The sequence below is a fragment of the Aquabacterium sp. genome (assembly GCF_048860245.1).
GTDB lineage: Bacteria > Pseudomonadota > Gammaproteobacteria > Burkholderiales > Burkholderiaceae_C > Aquabacterium.
Map to the genome: position 1 here is coordinate 1 of NZ_JBLIZW010000001.1, position 19,389 is coordinate 19,389.

General features: G+C 62.4%; 27 protein-coding genes. All 27 read left to right on the top strand.

What is annotated here, in order from left to right:
* The coding region (locus tag ACMV18_RS00005) for a terminase gpA endonuclease subunit (protein WP_420816189.1) at window positions 1–298 on the top strand (298 nt) is incomplete at its 5' end.
* Window positions 299–319: 21 nt separating this feature from the next.
* Window positions 320–526 carry a phage head-tail joining protein gene (locus tag ACMV18_RS00010; protein ID WP_420816190.1) on the top strand — a complete coding sequence of 69 codons (207 nt, stop codon included), beginning with the start codon at window positions 320–322 and terminating at the stop codon, window positions 524–526.
* A complete protein-coding gene (locus tag ACMV18_RS00015) occupies window positions 526–2,049 on the top strand; it encodes a phage portal protein (protein ID WP_420816191.1) in 1,524 nt (507 codons plus the stop codon). Before ACMV18_RS00010 ends, ACMV18_RS00015 begins: the two co-directional genes overlap by 1 nt.
* Before the next feature lie 10 nt (window positions 2,050–2,059).
* A complete protein-coding gene (locus ACMV18_RS00020) occupies window positions 2,060–3,304 on the top strand; it encodes a S49 family peptidase (protein WP_420816192.1) in 1,245 nt (414 codons plus the stop codon).
* Between the two features lies 1 nt (window position 3,305).
* The gene (locus ACMV18_RS00025) at window positions 3,306–3,686 is read left to right on the top strand and encodes a head decoration protein (RefSeq protein WP_420816193.1); all 381 of its coding nucleotides are present in this window, start codon (window positions 3,306–3,308) and stop codon (window positions 3,684–3,686) included.
* Window positions 3,687–3,688: 2 nt separating this feature from the next.
* Window positions 3,689–4,699 carry a major capsid protein gene (locus ACMV18_RS00030; RefSeq protein ID WP_420816194.1) on the top strand — a complete coding sequence of 337 codons (1,011 nt, stop codon included), beginning with the start codon at window positions 3,689–3,691 and terminating at the stop codon, window positions 4,697–4,699.
* Window positions 4,699–5,031, top strand: coding sequence for a head-tail joining protein (locus ACMV18_RS00035; protein WP_420816195.1), 333 nt, complete (start codon window positions 4,699–4,701; stop codon window positions 5,029–5,031). Before ACMV18_RS00030 ends, ACMV18_RS00035 begins: the two co-directional genes overlap by 1 nt.
* Complete coding sequence (locus tag ACMV18_RS00040) at window positions 5,028–5,687, top strand: DUF6441 family protein (protein WP_420816196.1); 660 nt, start codon at window positions 5,028–5,030, stop codon at window positions 5,685–5,687. Before ACMV18_RS00035 ends, ACMV18_RS00040 begins: the two co-directional genes overlap by 4 nt.
* Window positions 5,687–6,130: a hypothetical protein gene (locus ACMV18_RS00045; protein ID WP_420816197.1), complete on the top strand. Its 444-nt coding sequence runs from the start codon at window positions 5,687–5,689 to the stop codon at window positions 6,128–6,130. The genes ACMV18_RS00040 and ACMV18_RS00045 overlap by 1 nt, the downstream gene beginning before the upstream one ends.
* Before the next feature lie 25 nt (window positions 6,131–6,155).
* The gene (locus tag ACMV18_RS00050; protein WP_420816198.1) at window positions 6,156–7,094 is read left to right on the top strand and encodes a phage tail tube protein; all 939 of its coding nucleotides are present in this window, start codon (window positions 6,156–6,158) and stop codon (window positions 7,092–7,094) included.
* 16 nt (window positions 7,095–7,110) lie between these two features.
* On the top strand, window positions 7,111–7,461 hold the full coding sequence (locus tag ACMV18_RS00055; protein ID WP_420816199.1) for a hypothetical protein: 351 nt from the start codon (window positions 7,111–7,113) through the stop codon (window positions 7,459–7,461).
* A 95-nt stretch (window positions 7,462–7,556) separates the two neighbouring features.
* Window positions 7,557–7,772, top strand: coding sequence for a hypothetical protein (locus ACMV18_RS00060; RefSeq protein WP_420816200.1), 216 nt, complete (start codon window positions 7,557–7,559; stop codon window positions 7,770–7,772).
* Between the two features lie 41 nt (window positions 7,773–7,813).
* A complete protein-coding gene (locus ACMV18_RS00065) occupies window positions 7,814–10,417 on the top strand; it encodes a phage tail tape measure C-terminal domain-containing protein (protein WP_420816201.1) in 2,604 nt (867 codons plus the stop codon).
* Between the two features lie 13 nt (window positions 10,418–10,430).
* The gene (locus ACMV18_RS00070; protein ID WP_420816202.1) at window positions 10,431–10,784 is read left to right on the top strand and encodes a hypothetical protein; all 354 of its coding nucleotides are present in this window, start codon (window positions 10,431–10,433) and stop codon (window positions 10,782–10,784) included.
* Between the two features lie 29 nt (window positions 10,785–10,813).
* On the top strand, window positions 10,814–11,353 hold the full coding sequence (locus ACMV18_RS00075) for a DUF1833 family protein (protein WP_420816203.1): 540 nt from the start codon (window positions 10,814–10,816) through the stop codon (window positions 11,351–11,353).
* On the top strand, window positions 11,350–11,745 hold the full coding sequence (locus ACMV18_RS00080) for an NlpC/P60 family protein (RefSeq protein ID WP_420816204.1): 396 nt from the start codon (window positions 11,350–11,352) through the stop codon (window positions 11,743–11,745). The genes ACMV18_RS00075 and ACMV18_RS00080 overlap by 4 nt, the downstream gene beginning before the upstream one ends.
* Window positions 11,727–14,609 (top strand): host specificity factor TipJ family phage tail protein, encoded by a 2,883-nt coding sequence (locus ACMV18_RS00085; RefSeq protein WP_420816205.1) that lies wholly within the window; start codon window positions 11,727–11,729, stop codon window positions 14,607–14,609. The genes ACMV18_RS00080 and ACMV18_RS00085 overlap by 19 nt, the downstream gene beginning before the upstream one ends.
* Window positions 14,610–14,638: 29 nt before the next feature.
* Window positions 14,639–14,977, top strand: coding sequence for a hypothetical protein (locus ACMV18_RS00090; RefSeq protein WP_420816206.1), 339 nt, complete (start codon window positions 14,639–14,641; stop codon window positions 14,975–14,977).
* Window positions 14,978–14,990: 13 nt separating this feature from the next.
* Window positions 14,991–15,194, top strand: coding sequence for a hypothetical protein (locus ACMV18_RS00095; protein ID WP_420816207.1), 204 nt, complete (start codon window positions 14,991–14,993; stop codon window positions 15,192–15,194).
* A gap of 32 nt (window positions 15,195–15,226) precedes the next feature.
* The gene (locus ACMV18_RS00100) at window positions 15,227–16,426 is read left to right on the top strand and encodes a hypothetical protein (RefSeq protein ID WP_420816208.1); all 1,200 of its coding nucleotides are present in this window, start codon (window positions 15,227–15,229) and stop codon (window positions 16,424–16,426) included.
* Window positions 16,427–16,468: 42 nt separating this feature from the next.
* Window positions 16,469–16,672 carry a hypothetical protein gene (locus ACMV18_RS00105; RefSeq protein WP_420816209.1) on the top strand — a complete coding sequence of 68 codons (204 nt, stop codon included), beginning with the start codon at window positions 16,469–16,471 and terminating at the stop codon, window positions 16,670–16,672.
* 13 nt (window positions 16,673–16,685) lie between these two features.
* Window positions 16,686–17,636 (top strand): hypothetical protein, encoded by a 951-nt coding sequence (locus tag ACMV18_RS00110; RefSeq protein ID WP_420816210.1) that lies wholly within the window; start codon window positions 16,686–16,688, stop codon window positions 17,634–17,636.
* A 9-nt stretch (window positions 17,637–17,645) separates the two neighbouring features.
* Complete coding sequence (locus tag ACMV18_RS00115; RefSeq protein ID WP_420816211.1) at window positions 17,646–17,879, top strand: hypothetical protein; 234 nt, start codon at window positions 17,646–17,648, stop codon at window positions 17,877–17,879.
* Complete coding sequence (locus ACMV18_RS00120) at window positions 17,866–18,246, top strand: cupin domain-containing protein (protein ID WP_420816212.1); 381 nt, start codon at window positions 17,866–17,868, stop codon at window positions 18,244–18,246. The genes ACMV18_RS00115 and ACMV18_RS00120 overlap by 14 nt, the downstream gene beginning before the upstream one ends.
* Before the next feature lie 71 nt (window positions 18,247–18,317).
* Window positions 18,318–18,614, top strand: coding sequence for a DUF6127 family protein (locus ACMV18_RS00125; protein WP_420816213.1), 297 nt, complete (start codon window positions 18,318–18,320; stop codon window positions 18,612–18,614).
* Entirely contained in the window at window positions 18,611–18,838 is a 228-nt protein-coding gene (locus ACMV18_RS00130; RefSeq protein ID WP_045667467.1) for a hypothetical protein, read from the top strand. The genes ACMV18_RS00125 and ACMV18_RS00130 overlap by 4 nt, the downstream gene beginning before the upstream one ends.
* 20 nt (window positions 18,839–18,858) lie before the next feature.
* Entirely contained in the window at window positions 18,859–19,284 is a 426-nt protein-coding gene (locus ACMV18_RS00135; RefSeq protein WP_420816214.1) for a lysozyme, read from the top strand.
* The last annotated feature ends 105 nt before the right edge of the window (window positions 19,285–19,389 follow it).

The following is a 19,389-nucleotide window of genomic DNA, read 5'->3' on the forward strand; positions in this document are numbered from 1 at the left end:
CACCCGCCGCGACCGCAACGGCTTCCCGGTGCGCGAGTGGCAAAAGAGGCGCGAGCGCAACGAGGCGCTCGACTGCTACTTCTACGCCCGCGCGGCCGCATCGGCGGCGGGACTGGATCGCTTCGAGGAACGCCACTGGCGGGAGTTGGAGCGGCAACTTGGGGTAGCGCCCCCACCGGATGAGCCACCGCCCATCCAGGACATCGCATTGAACGAGGCCACCCCCAGCGGTGGCCTCGCTGCTTCTGGAACACGCACGGCCGGTCGGCGTGTCATCAAGAGTCGCTGGCTGGGATAACCAAAAACTGAAGAGAAATTCGTGACTTACACCACCACTCAACTCGAAGTACTGAAGCAGGCACTTGCTCAAAGTGAGCGGCGTGTGAGCTTCGGTGACAAGATGGTCGAATACCGCAGCGTTGAAGAGCTCAAAGCCGCAATTCAGACGATTGAGGCAGAGATCTCGCGCAAAGCGGCAGGTAGCCCAAAGCGCCAGATCCGGGTGACGACGGCGAAGGGCTTCTGATGGCCTGGTACTCCAAAATCCGCAGCCTCTTTGGCCAGTCACCTGTTCACGAGGCGGCGGGTCGTGGCCGTCGCTCGCTGGCTTGGATGCCCGGCAATCCGGGTGCGGTCGCCGCGATGCTGGCGACCAACGCCGAACTGCGCGGTAAGAGCCGGGACCTCGTTCGGCGCAATGCCTGGGCGCAGGCCGGTATCGAAGCCTTCGTGGCCAATGCGGTCGGCACCGGCATCAAGCCGCAAAGCCTGTCAGGCGACGAACGGTTCAAGGCCGAGGTGCAGGCACTGTGGCGCGATTGGGTCGAGGAAGCCGACGCGGCCGGACAGACCGACTTCTATGGCCTGCAGGCCCTGGCCTGTCGGGCGATGCTCGAAGGTGGCGAATGCCTGATCCGACTGCGGCCACGCCGTCCGGAGGATTGCCTGTCGGTGCCGCTGCAGCTCCAGTTGCTGGAGCCCGAGCACCTGCCGATCAATCTGAACACTGATCTGCCCTCGGGCAACCTCGTGCGCTCGGGCATCGAGTTCGACAGCCTGGGGCGGCGCGTCGCCTACCACCTGTACCGCTCGCACCCCGAGGACGGGCGTCTTGCACCGATGTCGGGCCAGGGTGGCATGGACACGGTGCGCATCCCGGCTGCGGAAATCATCCATCTGTTCCGTGTGCTGCGCCCAGGCCAGATTCGCGGCGAGCCGTGGCTGTCTCGTGCCCTGGTCAAGCTCAACGAGCTCGACCAGTACGACGATGCCGAGCTGGTGCGCAAAAAGACCGCCGCGATGTTCGCGGGCTTCGTCACGCGCGCCAACCCGGAAGACAACCTGATGGGCGAAAGTGCAGCGGACGCCGACGGGATTGCTCTTGCCGGACTGGAGCCGGGCACGCTGCAGATTCTGGAGCCCGGTGAGGACATCAAGTTCTCCGATCCGGCCGACGTTGGCGGTTCGTACTCCGAATTCCTGCGCACGCAGTTCCGGGCAGTCGCTGCCGCCATTGGAATCACCTACGAACAACTGACCGGCGATCTAACGGGCGTGAACTACTCGTCCATCCGCGCAGGGATGCTGGAGTTCCGCCGACGCTGCGAGATGGTGCAGCACGGCGTGCTGGTGCATCAGCTGTGCCGTCCGGTGTGGGCGGCTTGGATGAATCAGGCCGTGCTCGCCGGAGCGCTGGATGCGCCAGGCTTCGCACGTAGCGGGCCCGCCCGTCGTCGCCAGTACCTTGCCGTGAAGTGGATTCCCCAGGGCTGGCAGTGGGTCGATCCCGAGAAGGAGTTTAAGGCGATGTTGCTGGCCATCCGCGCGGGCTTGATGTCGCGCTCGGAAGCCATCTCGGCCTTCGGCTACGACGCCGAGGATGTTGATCGCGAGATCGCCGCCGACAACCAACGTGCCGACGACCTTGGCCTGATCTTCGATTCTGATCCTCGCTACACGTCCAAGGACGGCGGTAGCGCTGAGCCCAACCGTAGCGCCGCTAATACCGAAAACGCTGCCGACGTATCCGGCAGTACTTCGACTGCCTGAAGGACTTTCCATGACTTTACTGCCGCATCTGGCGGCGCGCCTTTTTGGCGTGCCGCTGGCCATCCATCGCCCAAAACTTGACGTGATCCTGGCGGTTCTCGGTCCCCGGGTCGGCCTTGCCGATCTGGCCGCCGCCCCGGGCTACACGTCGCCCCAACGTGATAGCAGCGCCACGTCTGGATTGCCGCAAGGTGTGGCCATCATCCCCATCCACGGCACATTGGTGCGCCGCACCGTGGGGCTGGAAGCCGAATCGGGACTGACCAGCTACGCGGGCCTCGCCGCGCAACTGGACGCCGCCATCAGCAATCCGGCTGTGTCGGCCATCCTGCTCGACATCGATTCCCCCGGTGGCGAGTCGGGCGGTGTGTTCGATCTGGCCGACCGCATCCGCGCAGCCAGCCAGATCAAGCCTGTCTGGGCCGTGGCCAACGACATGGCCTTTTCGGCAGCCTACGCGCTGGCGTCCGCCGCTAGCCGGGTGTTCGTGTCGCGCACCGGTGGTGTCGGCTCGATTGGCGTGATCGCCATGCATGTCGACCAGTCCGAGAAGGACGCGCAGGACGGCGTTCACTACACCGCCGTGTTCGCGGGCGACCGCAAGAACGACCTCAACCCGCACGAGCCGATCTCCAGCGAGGCTCACGCCTTCCTGAAGGCCGAGGTCAATCGCATCTACGGTCTGTTCGTCGAAACGGTGGCCCGCTACCGGGGCATCGAACCCTCGGCCGTGCGGGACACCGAGGCCGGACTGTTCTTCGGGCAGGCCGCCGTCGCCATGGGCCTTGCCGATGCCGTCGGCACCTTCGACGACGCACTGGCGCAGCTGCTCGCATCCCTTTCCCCCAACCCGACTCCGGTGGCTGTGGCCGCGCGGGCGGGCTTTCTCAGCAACCACCCCAAGGAGTCATTGATGAATGATCGAACCGACCCCGCTGCTCTTGATCGGCCTAATGCTGATCCTGCTGGCAGTGCTGCTCAACCGCCCGCCGCTACGCTGAACGTGGCCGACGCCGTCGAGATCGCGCAGACCTGCACGCTTGCCGGTCGCACCGACCTGATCGCGGGCTTTCTCGAAGCCAACACCGCACCCGCCACTGTGCGCAGCCGTCTGCTCTCGGCCAAGGCCGAGGCCAGTCCGGAAATCGTTAGCCGCATACCGCCTGACGCCTCCCGTCCCGCACCCGCCAATCCACTGCTCGAAGCCGCCCGGAACCTCGCGGCGCAGTCGTCCGCTATGAAGAAGGAGATCTGAAATGCCGACCGTTTTCATTGAGGCCATGAACCTGGGCGACCTGCTCAAGTTCGAAGCGCCCAGCCTGTACTCGCGCGACCGCGTCACAGTCGCCGCAGGTCAGAACCTGCAGCTGGGTGCGGTGCTCGGCATCGTCACCGCCAGTGGCAAGTACAAGCAGATTGACCCATCCGCTGAGGACGGCTCGCAGGTCGCCGCAGGCGTGTTGCTGCAGACCTGCGACGCCACGTTGGCCGACCGTGACAACGGCCTCGTCGTCGCGCGTCACGCCATCGTGTCCGACCACGCGTTGCAGTGGCCCGAAGCCATCACCGCTGCCGAGAAGGCGTCGGCCATTGCCCAGCTCAAGGCGCTGGGCGTCCTCGTCCGTCAAGGAGTCTGACCATGCAGAACATCTTCGAGAACCCGGCGTTTTCGATGTCGGCGCTGACCGCCGCCATCAACATCCTGCCCAACAACTACGACCGCTTGGCCCAAATGGGGCTGTTCGTCGACCGCCCGCAGCGCTTCCGCTCAATCATCGTCGAGAAGCAAAACAACGTGCTGACCCTGCTGCCCACGATGCCCGTGGGCTCGCCCGGCACCGTCGGTGTGCGCGGTCAGCGCAATGTGCGCTCGTTCCACATTCCGCACATTCCACACGATGACGTGGTGCTGCCCGAGGAGGTCCAGGGTATCCGCGCCTTCGGCTCGGAGACGGAACTGCAGACGGTCGCGGGCGTGATGGCGCAGCACCTGCAGACAATGCGCAACAAGCACGCGATCACCCTGGAGCACCTGCGCTTTGGTGCGCTCAAGGGGCTGATCCTCGATGCCGACGGCAGCGTGATCTACAACCTGTACGACGAGTTCGGTATCACCCCGCAGACCTTCGGGTGGGACATTGCCGAGCACGATAGCGCTTTTGATGTTGGCAAGGCCTGCCGCGACCTGCTGCGCTATGTCGAAGACAACTTGCAGGGCGAACGGATGACAGGCATTCACGTTCTGGTCGGCAAGGACTTCTTCGAAGCGCTCACGACGCACGACGACGTCATTGCGGCCTATGAACGCTGGCAGGACGGCCAGGCGCTGCGCACGGATATGCGAACCGGCTTTACTTTCTGTGGCATCACCTTCGAGGAGCATCGCGGTCGCGCGACGGCACCCGGGGGCACCGTACGCCGATTCGTCGAGGAGGACGAAGGACACGCCTTCCCGTTGGGCACCATGGACACCTTTGCCACGTACTACGCGCCCGCCGACTTCAACGAGACGGCCAACACGATGGCGCTGCCGCTGTACGCGAAGCAGGAGCCGCGTAAATTCGACCGGGGCACCGACCTGCACACGCAGGCCAACCCGCTGCCACTGTGCCATCGGCCGCAGTTGCTGGTGAAACTCAAGGTGGCGTAATGGCTGATCTTGTGCTGCATCACTCGATGCAGCCCTTCGTTCGCCTCTGTATCAGTAGCTTTCTTCACCTTGGCGTTCCAGGTACCTACCGATTGGCCGATGGCCGAGAGATCCCCACACGGTTCATCGCCAAGCAGGCCGATGTCGTGGAGTCCTTCGGCGACACGCGGCTGGCGCTGGCCACCCACCGCTTTGATGTGATGTCACGTGACGTGATGTCTCCCCGCGAGGGGGAACGTTTCACTGTTGCTGACCAGACCTACCAAGTGGTGGGTGAGCCGCTGGCCGATCGGGATCGCCTGATCTGGACGCTGACCGGAGCACCGGTATGAGGCTGATGGCGGCCTTGTCCGGCGACCTGGACCAGATGTTGGCGGATGAAGTGCGCATTGCCGAGCAGGCTGTGACGCAGTCCATCCGCGAGGCGACTGACGGTCTCAAGACCGAACTGCGTAACCAGATCACCGGCGCAGGCCTGGGCCAGCGCCTGGCCAACACCTGGCGCGGTGAGGTCTATCCCAAAGGCCAGATGAGCATCAAGGCAGCGGGGCTGGTCTACAGCCGGGCTCCAGAGGTGGTTGGCGCCCATGACCAGGGCGCGACCATTCGCTCCAAGGACGGGTTCTGGCTGGCGATTCCCTTGCCCGCAGCTGGCAAAGGCCCGCGTGGAAAACGCATGACCCCCGGTCTTTGGGAAAAGCTCCGTGGCCAGCGCCTGCGCTTCGTCTACCGCCGTGGCAAGCCCTCGCTCTTGGTTGCCGAGAACCAGCGTGCCCGCCAGGGTCAGCGCGGCGGTTTCTCTACTGCCTCACAAAAGGCCCAAGCCACCGGCCGAGGCCTGGTGACAGTGCCTATGTTCTTACTGGTACCCCAAGTCACCCTGAAGAAGAAATTCGACATCGACAGCGCCTCGCGCCGCTGGGTCAGCACCCTGGCCAACCGGATCGCCAACCGCTTCGATGAGGCTGAACGCAAAGGTGAAAGCTGATGAGTCAACGACCCAGTCAACGTGAGAGTGCCATCGGCGCACTGTTCGCTGTGCTCGGGCAGCTGTCTCTGGGTGTGATGGCCAAACGCAACGCATCCTTGCCCGAGAGGCTGTCAGAGCATGCCATGGCCGTCTTGCGTGACGGCGAGATGGGCGAGCCTGAGGTGTCGCTCTCGCCACTGATCTACCACTGGCAGCACCAGGTGGCGATCGAAATCTTCGTTGCCGACCCGGATGCCAGCGAGCGCGATAAGCGCATGGACGGCCTATTGGTCGAACTGGCAGCCCTGATCGAAGCGGACCGCACGCTTGGCGGCGTCATCGAGTACGCCGAAATCAGTCCACCCAAGTTCGATGAACTGGCACCCGATGGGGTCAGCGGCATCAAGGCTTGCTTGCTACCCGTGGTCCTGCACTACAGCAGCTCAGGTCCGCTGAACTGAAACCTATTTCCCAAGGAGAAACCTCATGGCCCGTGCCTATGGCGCGAACGCCAGCCTCTTGGCCGCGTTCGAAACTACCTATGGCAGCAATCCAGTGGGCGACTACTGGAAACTGCCTTTTGTATCCACCACCCTCGGCTCCGAGCAGGGGCTCATTGCGAACGACCTGATTGGCCTGGGGCGTGAGCCCAATGCGCCGATTCGAGATGTGATCAAGGTCGAAGGCGACATGGTCGTGCCCGTGGATGTGCGCAATATCGGCATGTGGCTCAAAGCCCTGTTGGGCAGCGCCACCACCACGGGCACAGGCACCCTCACCCACACATTCATCTCTGGCAAGTCCAGTTTGCCAAGCCTCAGTCTTGAGACGGGTCTTCCCGATATCCCGGCCTGGTTTGTGGCGTCTGGCGTCATGGTCAACAGCCTGCAGGTGGGTTTTGCTCGCTCGGGTGCGGCCAATGCCACAGTCGGCCTGATCGCGCAGGGTGAGGTCAAGCAGGCCGCCACCATTGATGCCACCCCGACGACGCGAGACATCCTGCGGTTCAACCAGTTTCAGGGATCCATCAAGAAGGGGGGCACTGCGCTGGGTAACGTGGTATCGGCGCAGTTGACCTACTCCAACAACCTCGAGCGCATCGAGACTATCCGCTCCGACGGCAAGATCGATGGCGCTGACCCCACGGTGGCCAGCCTGACTGGCAATTTGGAGGTCCGCTTTGCCGATACCCAGCTCATCGATGCGGCCACCAACAACACGCCACTGGAGTTGACGTTCGCCTACACGATCGACGCCACCAAGCGCCTGACCTTCATCGCGCATGAGGTCTACCTGCCCAAGCCCAAAGTCTCCATCACTGGGCCAGGTGGCATTCAAGCCACTTTCGAGTGGCAAGCCGCCAAGAACGTGGCGGCCAACAAGATGCTCACCGTCGAACTGCTCAACGACGTGACCACGTATTGATACCCGGGACTTTCCAATGATCAAACTCAACATTCCACGTGAACCGCACTGGATCACACTGGCTGCTGGCGTGCGCCTGCAGGTCAGGCCCGCCACCACTGCCTTGGTGATGGCTGCGCGCCATGCCGCCGCCAAAGTGGCCGGCACTGACATCGCGGCTGCTGGCGAGCGCACCGCCACCCTCATCACCGAACTGGCCAAGCTGGCAGTTCTGTCCTGGGAAGGCGTGGCCGATGACAAAGGTCAACCAGCATCCGTCACACCAGAAGGCGTGGCCGCTTTGATGGAGCACTGGCTGTTGGCCGATGCCTTCGAGCGCGAATACCTTGCTGGCCTGTACGCACTGGAATCGGAAAAAAACGCCTGAAGGCCCGCACCGCATGGCACTTTGGTGGTGGGCCGAACTATTGCAGTGCCTGCCTTCAAAGCTGTGCTGAGCCATGTCCCGAGTGTCCGTACACCATGAATGCACCCCTCAGCCTAGAAGGCTGGCAAGCGGCCTGTGCCATGGAAGTTTGTGCCAGTCAGTTGCGCATGAACCAGGGTCGTGTCGTGGGTCTGGATCTGAACGCTTGGATGCTGACCTGCGAGTGCGCTGGATTGGACAAAGCCACGGCGATTGACCTGTTTCCGGCTGCAGAGGCGGGCCTGATGAGTACTTTTGAACAAAACGAATAACGCGATGACTGATCTCTTTGCCTTGATCCGAGTGTTTCCCCATGGCTGAACGCAATCTCTCCATTCGCCTGTCCGTGATCGACGGCGGCAAGGTCAAAGCCGAGCTGTCCGAAATTGGCGAGAAGGGGGATCGCTCGCTCAAGAAAATAGAAGCGGCTGCCACCCCAGCCTCCGGTGGCCTCAAGCTCCTGTCAAGCGCCGCCAACGATGCCAAGTTCCAACTGCAGGCCGCCACGGACCGACTTGGCATGCTGGGCTCGGTGCTGGGCAAGCTTGGCCCTGCCGGTCTGATCGCTGGTGCCAGCATCGCAGCACTCGGTGTGGGCATCACAGCGCTCGTCATGCCGGTGGCCCGGGTGGGCGATGAGTTCTTCAAGCTCTCCCAGAAAACCGGTGTCTCGGTCGAGGCGCTCACCGCCTTGGATTACGCCGCCAAGCTCTCGGATGTCAGCACCGAAGGCCTGACCAAGGCGATGCAGAAGTTGTCGATCGCCATGTTCGACACCCAGGTCAACGGCGAAGAGGGCAGCGCCGCCCTGAAGGCGCTGGGTGTGTCGGCGACTGATGTACACGGGCAGATTCGCCCGACCGAACAGATGCTGCTGGATCTGGCCGACAAGTTCGCGGTCATGCCCGATGGGGCCGACAAGGCAGCACTTGCCGTGAAACTCTTCGGCAAAGAAGGCCTGGCCATCATCCCGTTCCTGAACCAGGGTCGAGAAGGCATCACGGCGCTGATGGAAGAAGCCCAGCGCTTGGGCCTGGTCATGTCTGAAGACGTCGCCCGGGCATCCGAGGTCTTCAATGACAACCTGACGCGCCTATCTGCCATCTTCGAGGGTGTGCAGCGCCAGATCGGCGCAGTCGTTATCCCGGTGCTGGCCGACTTCACCGAGCAGGTGATTCTGGCCCAGGGCGAAACCGGCAGTTTCAGCAACGAGCTGCAAAAGATCTCCGCCAACCGCGAAGCCATCCTGGCCTTCCTGGAGTCTGTCGCCTCGGGCCTGGCCTTCATCGCCGAATCGGCTGTGCTGGCCAAGCGGGTGATTGCCCAGCCCTTTGACAGTCTGTCGGTGGTGGGCAAAGACATCGAGACCTGGTTCAAGACCGATTTGCTGCGCACGATGAAGTCCATGGGTTACGACCCCAAGGTCATCGATGCCGAAATCGCCAAGCTGCAAGGAGCACGTGACGACTACGTGCGCGCTGCCAACGACCGGCTCTTGAACATCAACCAGAACCCGGGCTATGCGGACCGAGTAGCCAAATTCTTCGACGAGCAGCGCCGTACGGTCCGTGTCATGGGTCAGAAGTTCGTGCTGGACACGGAGGCCCAGGCCAAGGAAGTGCAGGCGATTTACGACAAGTTCTTGCCGACGCTGCCGCGCAAGGCCCATCCAAACCTGGACCTCTCAGGATTTGAAAAGCCCAAGCCTGCCGAAAAAATCAACGAAGGCGAAGCTTTCCTCAACCAGCTGCGCTCGCGCCTGATCCGCACACAAGAGGGCGAAGCGGCCGAACTGCGTGCCCGGGCACTACAGATCGAGGCCAAGGGTTACAAGGGGGTGGCAACTGAGGCCGAGCAGTACATCCAGGTCCTCGAAGCCATCGAGCGCCAGAAGGAAGCCAACAAAGCCTTCGACGCCTTTGAAAAAGAAGAAGCTGCTTCGCGCAAGATCACCGAAGGCCTGATTGGCGGCAACCGCCAACGCATCGAAGCCCTGCAGTTGCAGCGCCAGATGCTGGACATGACCGATGGCGAAAAAGCCGCCCTGCAGGCCCGCTCTGATCTGGAAAAGGCAGCGGCCAATGCGCGGAAGGAAGCCAACCAGATCGAAGACCCGGGTCTGCGGGCTCAGACCATTGAAGCCATCAACGATGCGTTGGCCAGGCAACTGCCCATCGTTGAAGACCTGGTGCGGGCCAACACGGAATATCAGCGCAATTTTGAGTACGGTGCCAAGTCGGCACTCAGAACCTATATCGACGACGCGACCAACGCCGCCAAGCGTGCCCAGCAGGTCACAGCCAATGCGTTTCGAGGGATGGAGGCGGCGCTCACACAGTTCGTGACGACAGGTAAGCTGGACTTCAAAAGCCTGGCCGATTCCATCATCTCGGACCTGGTCCGCATCCAGATCCAGCGATCTATCACGCTGCCGCTGGCCAATGCAATGTCCAGCATGGACTGGGGTTCGATGTGGGGCGGTCTGTTTCCGTCCGCGCAGGGCAATGTGTTCAACGCCCCGGCGCTTTCGGTCTACCGCAACACGGTGGTCGACCGTCCGACAGTGTTCCCCTTTGCCCAAGGAGCAGGCTTCACGAGCCTGCCCCGTATCGGCCTCATGGGTGAAAAACCTGGCAGCCCGGGCGAAGCCATCATGCCGCTCACGCGCATGCGCGATGGCGATCTGGGCGTCAAAGTCAACGGCGGAGGCAGCACCGTCATCGTCAATGTCATCGAGGCGGCCGGCAAAGGTGGCCAGCAACAGCAGCGCACCGACAGCAACGGCAACCAGGTGATCGACGTCTGGGTGGAACAAATCACGGCCAAGGTCTGGGGCGATGTGGCGCGTGGTGCCGGTCCCGGCCCTGGCGTGCTGGCCAACACCTACGGCCTGAACCGCGTGGCAGGCGCGTACTGATCGGGAGAAAAACATGGCCACCTGGCCCACAACATTGCCCCGGCCGCAGGTCGCGGGATACGCGATCGCGCCTCTGGATGTCACCGTGCGCACTGACATGGAGGCTGGTCTGCCCCGCGTGCGCCGCCGCAGTGCAGCACGCAATGATCAGGTGAGTGTTGGCTGGCGTTTCACGGATGCCCAAATGGCCACGTTTCGGGCTTGGTTCGATGGCGACTGTGCCAATGGAGCCAGTTGGTTCACGGTGGATCTGAACACTGGAGACGCGGGCTTGCGTTCTGTTCAGGCCCGATTTGTGGGTCCCTGGCAGTCGCAAATGCAGCCTGGCCCGCGTTGGCAGGTCAGTGCGAAGTTGGAGATTCGATGATGGAGGTTCGCAGATGGAGGTCTTGATTCATGCCAGATGACACCTTGAGCCTGGCGATCAAAGAGGCCTACGCCAGCGCGCCATCGAACCTGGTCATTCACCACACACTGGAGATCTGGCATCCGAATTTCTCGACGCCGATTCGGGTGGTGCGCGATCACGTGGATCTGACCGCCAAGCTGGAATCCAGCGCCCCGCGCAACGCCGGAGAGTACGTCACCTTTGTGGGCTATGCCTTCGATGTCGTGCCGCCCGAGGTGACTCACACCGCCGTGCCGCAGTGCGTGATCGAGATCGACAACGTCAGCCGCGACATCCTGGCCAACGTGGAAGCATCCATGAACGGACAGCCTGGAAGCAGTGAGTTGATCACCGTGACCTACCGGGCATTCCTGTCATCGGACCTGACTGCCCCGCAAAACAACCCACCGCTCACGCTGACCGTGATGTCGATCTCGGCCACGGTGTTTCGGGTACGTGCCACTTGTGGGTTTCCGAACCTCGCCAACCGGCGATTCCCTGGCCTGGACTACACGGCCGAAGTCTTTCCTGGATTGATTGCGCAATGAACCCACACACCCCTCACTGGGCCATCCAGTACATCGGCCTGCCTTGGGTGGCTGGTAGCAGCGACTGCTGGTCGTTTGCGCGCCAGGTATGGCGCGAGCAGTTTGGCTGGGATGTGGCTGCCGTCGATGTCAATGTCGCCAGTCGGCTGTCATCACTACGCGCTTTTGACGATCACCCTGAGTACGCGCACTGGCAGATCGTCAGAGACCCGCGCGAGGGCGATGCCTGCCTGATGGGCAAATCTGAGCGACCCAGTCACATTGGCGTGTATTTGGATGCAGATGGAGGGGGCGTGCTGCACTCCCTGGAAACGGTGGGTGTGGTCTTTACGCCGGTGTCGGCATTGCCCAGCGTGGGCTTGAGGGTGCTGTCATGGCATCGACGGCGCTGAGTTCACCCAGCCATCCGTTCGCCCACAGCATCACTGTCCGCAACCCTTTCCATCCACACCAGGACCGCCAGATCACGGCCATCCCGGGGCCGGTGGCTTTGCGTTCGCTTGTGCCCGAGACGGATCAGCCCATCCTGGTTCTGCGCAATGGCGAGGCCCAGTTGCGAGCTACCTGGGATCAACCGGTGTGCGGCGGCGACCTGATCGCCATCATTGTGTTGCCTCAGGGCGGAGGAGGCGGTGGCTCTAACCCACTGCGCATGGTGCTGATGCTGGCGGTGATGGTCTACGCGCCGGTGTTGGCATCTGAGTTCATCGGCATCAACGGCGCGGCCGTGCTCGGTTCGATGGGCGTATCGGCCGTGCAGGCCGGCGCCACCATGCTGGGTATGGCGTTGGTCAATGCGGTCATTCCGCCGCCCAAGCCCACCACGGCGCAGCAGGCGGCGAGTTTGGCTGCTCCGTCGCCCACCTACAACCTGCAAGCGCAGGGCAACATGGCGCGGCTCGATCAGGCCATTCCGGTGCAGTACGGCAGGGTCTGTGCGTACCCCGACTTCGCTGCGCAGCCGTATGTCGAATACGCCGGTAACGAGCAGTACCTGTACCAGCTGCTGTGTCTGGGCATGGGGGAATACGCCATCGAGGCCATCCGCATCGAGGACACCCCGGTCGCCAACTTTGCCGAGATCGACTACGAAGTGATTGCGCCGGGCGGTGCGATCACCAAGTTCCCAACCAATGTGGTCAGTTCGGTGGAGGTCTCTGGGCAGGAACTGGCGGGAAGCCTTGGGGCGACCTACAGCCAGTCCGGTACGACGATCACCGTCACCTTGGCTGCGCACGGTTACGCCGTGGGCCGGGTGCTGTACCTGGATGTCTCATCTGGTGCGGCGGTGAGCGGTGCCTATTCGATTGCCACAGTGCCAAGCGCCGATACCTTCACGGTCACGGCAGCCAGCAGTCTTTCGACCGGTGGCAACGTCACCCTGCAGCACTACATCGGTGGCTTCGTGGCCAATGCCGCTGGCTCCCAGGCCAACACCCTGGGGCTGGACTTCGTGCTCTCGCGTGGTCTGTATGAGGCCCAAACTGACGGCACCTTGAGCGAATTGACGCTGTCGGTCGCCATTGAGGCGCGGACGGTCAACGACCTGGGCGTGGTAACGGGCAACTGGTCCGTCTTGGGCCAGCGCTTTTACACGGCCAAAACCACCACGCCGCAGCGTTACTCGGAGCGATTCACCGTGGCCGCTGGCCGCTACGAAGTCCGTGTGCGGCGCCTGGATGCCAAGCAGACCGATACACGCTTTGGCCATGAAATTCTCTGGGGAGGCCTCAGGGCCTACCTGCCCGAGACACGGACCTTTGGCAACGTGACGCTGATCGCGATGCGCATGCGCGCGTCCAACAACCTGTCAGCGCAGGCCTCGCGCAAGATCAACGTCGTCTGCACCCGCAAACTGCAGGTCTGGAATGGCAGCAGTTGGTCAGCACCGGTGGCCACGCGCAGCATTGCCTGGGCGCTGGCGGACGCCTGCCGCAACACCACCTACGGGGCCAAGCTTGCGGACGCCCGCTTGGATCTGGCCGGGCTCAAGGTGCTGGACGCCATGTGGGCCAGCCGAGGGGATGAGTTCAATGCCCGATTTGATTCGGCGCTGAATTTCTGGGAGGCGATCACCAAGATCGCGCAGGCGGGTCGTGCCAAGCCTTACATGCTCGGCGGCATCATTCGCTTCGCGCGCGACGGTGCGCAGAGCCTACCGGTGGCCATGTTCTCGATGCGAAACATCGTGCGCGGCAGTTTCAGTGTCGAGTACCTGCTGCCCTCGGACGACATGGCCGATGCGGTGGAGGTGGGCTACTGGGACGCTGAAGTTTGGGCATCGCGCCGCGTCACGGCCAAGCTGACGGACAGCGCAGCCAGCAAACCGGCCAGGATCGAACTCTTTGGGGTGACCAGCCGCCAGCAGGCCTACCGCGAAGGCCTGTATCAGGCGGCCAGCAACCGCTACCGTCGCCGGTTGGTGAAGTTCACCACCGAGATGGAAGGTTTCATACCGGCCTTCGGCGACCTGATCGCCATCCAGCACGATATGCCCGCCTGGGGCCAGTTTGCCGAATGCACTGGGTGGAACGCGGCAAGCCGAACGCTCACGGTGTCTGAGCCGCTGACCTGGAGCATTGCCAATCACTACATTGGTTTTAGGACCAAAGCCGGTGGCGTGGACGGACCCTATGCAGTCAGCCGTGGGGCGTCAGACAACGAGATGGTGCTGACGACCCATCCCGTGACCGTGCCTTACTCCGGACAGGATTACGAGCGCACCCACATCGCCTTCGGCTGGAGTGACACCTGGCGGCAGTTGGCCAAGGTCATTGCCGTGCGCCCGCGTGGGCTGCACCAGGTCGAGATCGAAGCCATCAACGAAGACCCATCGGTGCATACCGCCGACCAGGGGGTTACGGCACCAGCGGTGGTGACGAGCCAGTTGACCACGCTCTACACCACGCCGCTGATTGCGGACCTGACCCTGAGGTCATCCACGACAGACAACAGCAAGGCCTTGCTGACCTGGACGCCCGCACCGGGGGCTGAAACCTACCAGATCGAGATGGCAGCGGGCAGCAACCCGTACGCGGCCAACCTGGTCTGGACCCGGGTGGGCGAGACCTCGGCCAATAACTTTGCGGTCACCGCGCTCTATGGCGCGCAGACCCTGATCCGGGTGCGTGGCGTGGGCCTCACAGCCGGGCCATGGGTAGCGCTTTTCTACGGCAGCAGTGCCGACTACATGTGGGTCAGCGATGACCAATTGATGTGGCAGGCCGATGCCGCCTCGCTGATGTGGCGCTATTGAGAGCCCAAGCAACGAACAGGAGTACAACGATGAGCGCCCCCAAGTACGACATCGAACTGGCGCAAGGCGAGACGTTTTATACGGCACTGACGCTTGATGAGAGCGGGGCGGTCATGGACCTGACTGGCTATGCCTTCGAGGGACAGATCCGCGCCACGCCAGAGGACCCAACGGTGCTGGCGAGCTTTGGCTTTGATGAAAGTCGGCTGGCCAGTGGCACGGTGGCCATCACCTTGTCCGCGTCGGTCACCAGTGCATTACCGGTGCGCGCCTGTGTCTACGACCTCTTCATGACCAGCCCGGCGGGCATTCGCACCCAGTTGCTCAAAGGCAATGTGCTGGTGGCGATGCGCGTGACGCGTGTTTGAGCAGTGGTGACCTATGGCCATCCGAATTTCCATCACCACACCGAGGCAGCCCGGCGTCACGGTGCAAACCGACACCCAGACCGTGCGTGTCCATCAGCAAGGCGTGCGCACGGTGCTCACCAACATTGGCGTCCCGGGTCCCACCGGCCCCAAGGGTGACAAAGGCGATCAGGGCGTGCTCGATCCTGATGCCGTCATCGACGCTGGCTATTTCTGAACCAACCGACCTGAAATCCCAGGAGCACACGAATGCCACAAACCATTCAAATCAAGCGCTCGACCACCACCGCCACGCCGCCTTCGCTCGCGGCAGGTGAGTTGGCCTGGTCCGAGGTCTCTGACAACCTCTTCATTGGCGAGAGCGGCAACGTCGTCACGCCCATTGCGGGTGCGGGCACCTTTGCCCGCAAGGCCGACAGCCTCTCCATCACCGGTGATGTGTCTGGCACGGGCACCGTGGCATCTGGCGTCGCCGTTGCTTTGCCGGCTACCGGCGTTACCGCTGGAACGCATGGCAGCGCCACCCAGGTGGGCCAGTTCACGGTGGATGCTAAAGGCCGACTAACTGCTGCAGCCAATGTCTCGATCACCCCGGCCTGGACTTCGATCACAGGCAAGCCGACGACGCTGTCTGGCTACGGTATCACCGATGCCCTGGCCCTGACCACGGCAGCGCCCAGTGCCTTGGCTGCAAGTGCCTCGGTGGGTACCGCCACCACCGCAGCGCGAGCGGACCACGTGCATGCCCTGCCTACGCCAGCAGCTATTGGGGCCATTCCATCGACGGCCATTGGTGCTGCCAACGGTGTGGCGGGCCTGGGAGCGGATGGGAAGGTGCCCACGGCGCAATTGCCCGATGTGGCTATTGGAGGCTTGAACTACCAGGGCACCTGGAACGCCAGCACCAACACACCCACCATCCCGACGGCGTCTAGCAGCAACAAGGGCTTCTACTACAAGGTGGCCACGGCTGGTAGCACCAACGTCAGTGGCATCACCGACTGGCAAATCGGTGACTGGATCGTGAGCAACGGCAGCGCCTGGGACAAGATCGACAACACCGATTCCGTCTCCAGCGTCAACGGCGCAACGGGCGCTGTGACCATCACCACCATCACGGGCAATGCGGGGACTGCCACGAAGCTACTGACTGCTCGAACCATCGCCATGACGGGCGATGTGAGTTGGACATCCGCTGCTTTTGATGGCTCGGCCAACGTCACGGGCGCAGCCACTTTGGCCAGTACTGGTGTCGCCGCCTCCAGTTACGGCTCTGGGGCCCTGATCCCCACCTTCACGGTGGATGCCAAGGGACGGCTTACTTCAGCAGGCACCACCACCAACACCCCCGCCTGGAGCAGCGTGACGGGCAAGCCCACGACGCTGGCTGGCTACGGCATCACTGATGCCTTGTCCACAAGTGCTGCCATCGATGGCGGAACGTTCTGAAATTTCTTCAACCCCTCTGCTTAGAGAAAAGGAGGCCTGTTTATGGCTCAAGTCATCAAGGTCAAACAATCGTCTGTGGCGGGCAAGGTCCCGACGACGACGCAGCTTCAGTTGGGCGAACTGGCCCTGAACACCACGGACGGCAAGCTTTACTTCAAGAAGAACGTGAGCGGTACCGAATCGATCGTGACAGTTTCTGCGTCAACCGCATCTCAAGGCGAAAACACCTTGATGTGGTCGCAGTGAACGGGAGACATGCATGCCTGCATTGCCACCCATTTCCAATTTCACGGGCTCGACGGTCACCGAGGGTCAGTTCAAAACGGCGTTGAACGATTTGCGCGCCTACCTTGCAGGACTGCTCGGTACAGACGGAAACCCTGCGACCGCCCTGACCACGCTGGGCTCGCTCGGTTCTGGCTATGTCAGCAAAACGGCGACCTACACCGTGGTTTCAGGCGACCGTGGCCGGATGATCGACTGCAGCGGGACTTTCACGCTGAACTTGACCGCCGCTGCGACGCTGGGTGCTGGTTTCACCATCGCTGTGCGCAATTCAGGCACCGGGGTGGTGACATTGGATCCCAGCGGAGCCGAGTTGATTGACGGGGTTGCCACCGTGACACTCGCGCCGGGCGAGGCCTATGACCTGTATTGCACCGGAACAGCCTGGAGAACATCCGGTCGGGTGCTCACCACATCCTTTGCCACAGACGAATACGTCAAGCAGAGCTTCAGCCTGTTTCAGACGTTCAGTTCGCTGGCAGCAGGAGCCAGCCGTTCCATTGGCTCACCGAGCTACATGATCTGGTCGAGTTATTCGAGCACGCAGTGGTCTCGCGGCACCTACTACACGAACATGTTCTACATGGCGTCGCAGGGCAAAAGCACTGTGCAGGTCAACGTAGGCAACTGTCGGCACACGATCTGGAACTACAGCACCACCAAGTCGATGCAGATCAATCTGACGGCAGTCATCAACTTCGCTGCCGACGACACCTACGGGTTTCAGATTCGCCAAAACGGCTCCATCGTCGGCACCTATGGCACGTATTCGGCCCGAGGCGTGCAGACCTACAACTTCGGCACGTTCACGGTGCCGCCCAACAGCACGGTCACGTTTGACCTGTATGGCTCGATCCTGAGTGGCTCCAGTGGCGACTCGATCTACGTGAACTCTTTCACTGCTACCTACATCCAGTTCGTTTGAGGAGGAACGATGCAGCGCCTTTATTTCAACTTTCAAAAAGGGGATGTCCGGCTCGTCCCCCTGGCGAATTGTCCGGCGATCGAGGACGAAACCAGCTTTCCGAACGCGGATATTCCGGACGACGTGACCATGGAGATGATCAGCTTCAAGGCCGTTGCCGGCCGCCTTGATCCGGTCATCACCTACCCATCCATTCCCATCACAGAACAGCCAGAGTCAGGAGGTAGCAATGGCCAGCCCTAAATCCCAACTGAGCTTGATCAGCAACCTCTGGATCAAGCTGATGACGTTCGAGAGGGCAGGTGACGTCAACGAGGGCCACAAGCACGCCTTCGATCACCCCACTTTGCTGGTCAAGGGGCGGCTTTTGGTGGATGTGGATGGTACCGTGTCGGAATTCACCGCGCCTCACATCATCTTCATTGCCCGCAACAAGGTCCATACCCTCACCGCGCTGGAGGGGGGCACTGTTGCCGCGTGTATTCACGCCTTGCGTGATGGCGAGCGTGTGGAAGACATCGTCGATCCCGCCATGATTCCGGCGGGCATCAATCCCAACCACCTTCCTGACTTCATCAAGCCGCTGGCCACGGCCGATCACTTCGCCTGAAGCACAGACCCGTTATTCAAGCCCGCCTGGAGAGATCCAGTGCGGGCATTTTGCATTTTGGATACCCAACCATGGAGAACGTAGACGAAAACGGCGTGGCGCAGCCCATCACCCTGCGCCCCGATGACCTAGACGATCTGCTCACCCGCGCCGCTGAACGCGGTGCCGAGCGCTGCCTGGCCCACCTCGGCCTAGAAAACGGCCACGCCGCGCGTGACATCCGCGAACTGCGCGATCTGCTGGAAGCGTGGCGTGATGCCCGCCGCACGGCGTGGCAGACCACCATCAAGGTCGTGACGACCGGCATCCTGGCGGCGCTGCTGGTGGGGGCCGCCATCAAGTTGAGGCTGATGGGAGGCGTGCAATGACCGCCAAGCCGAAGATCTGCCTGCTGGACGACTGGCGGCGCGTGCTGCGACGGGCCTGGAGCATCCGCTTCTCGCTGCTGGCAGCTGCCTTCACGGCGGCGGAAGTGGTGGTGCCGCTGTTCGGGGACGTACTGCCTCGCGGCGCGTTTGTGCTGCTGGCCTTCGCCGCCAGCATCGGCGCGACCGTTGCACGCATCGTGGCGCAGCCGGAGATGCACCGATGATCCGGCCACCATCACCAGCGATGCGCAGGACGGTGGCCGGACTGACGCTGTCCGCTGCCGCCCTGGTTGGCATCGTGCTGCACGAGGGCTACACCGACCGTGCAGTGATTCCCGTCAAGGGCGATGTACCGACCATTGGTTTCGGCACCACCACCGGGGTGAAGCTGGGCGACACCACCACGCCGCCAAAGGCGCTGGCTCGGGCACTTACCGACGTGCAGCAATTCGAGGGGGCGCTCAAGCAATGCGTGACCGTGCCCCTGGCCCAGCACGAGTACGACGCGCTGGTGAGTTTCTCCTACAACGTCGGCAGTCGCGCGTTCTGCCAGTCCACGCTGGTCAGGAAACTCAACGCAGAGGACTACGCGGGAGCCTGTGCCGAGCTGCTGCGCTGGCGCTTCTTTCAGGGCAACCCGAGTTCGACACCAAATGCTGTAAGTGGTTGATTTGACTAGGTTGACCTAGTCAGCGTGCCACTACAGGAGGGATAACTGGAGTTCGTTGCTGAGCTTTTTGACCTTCAAGGCGGCCATGGTGGCGGCCTGATCTTG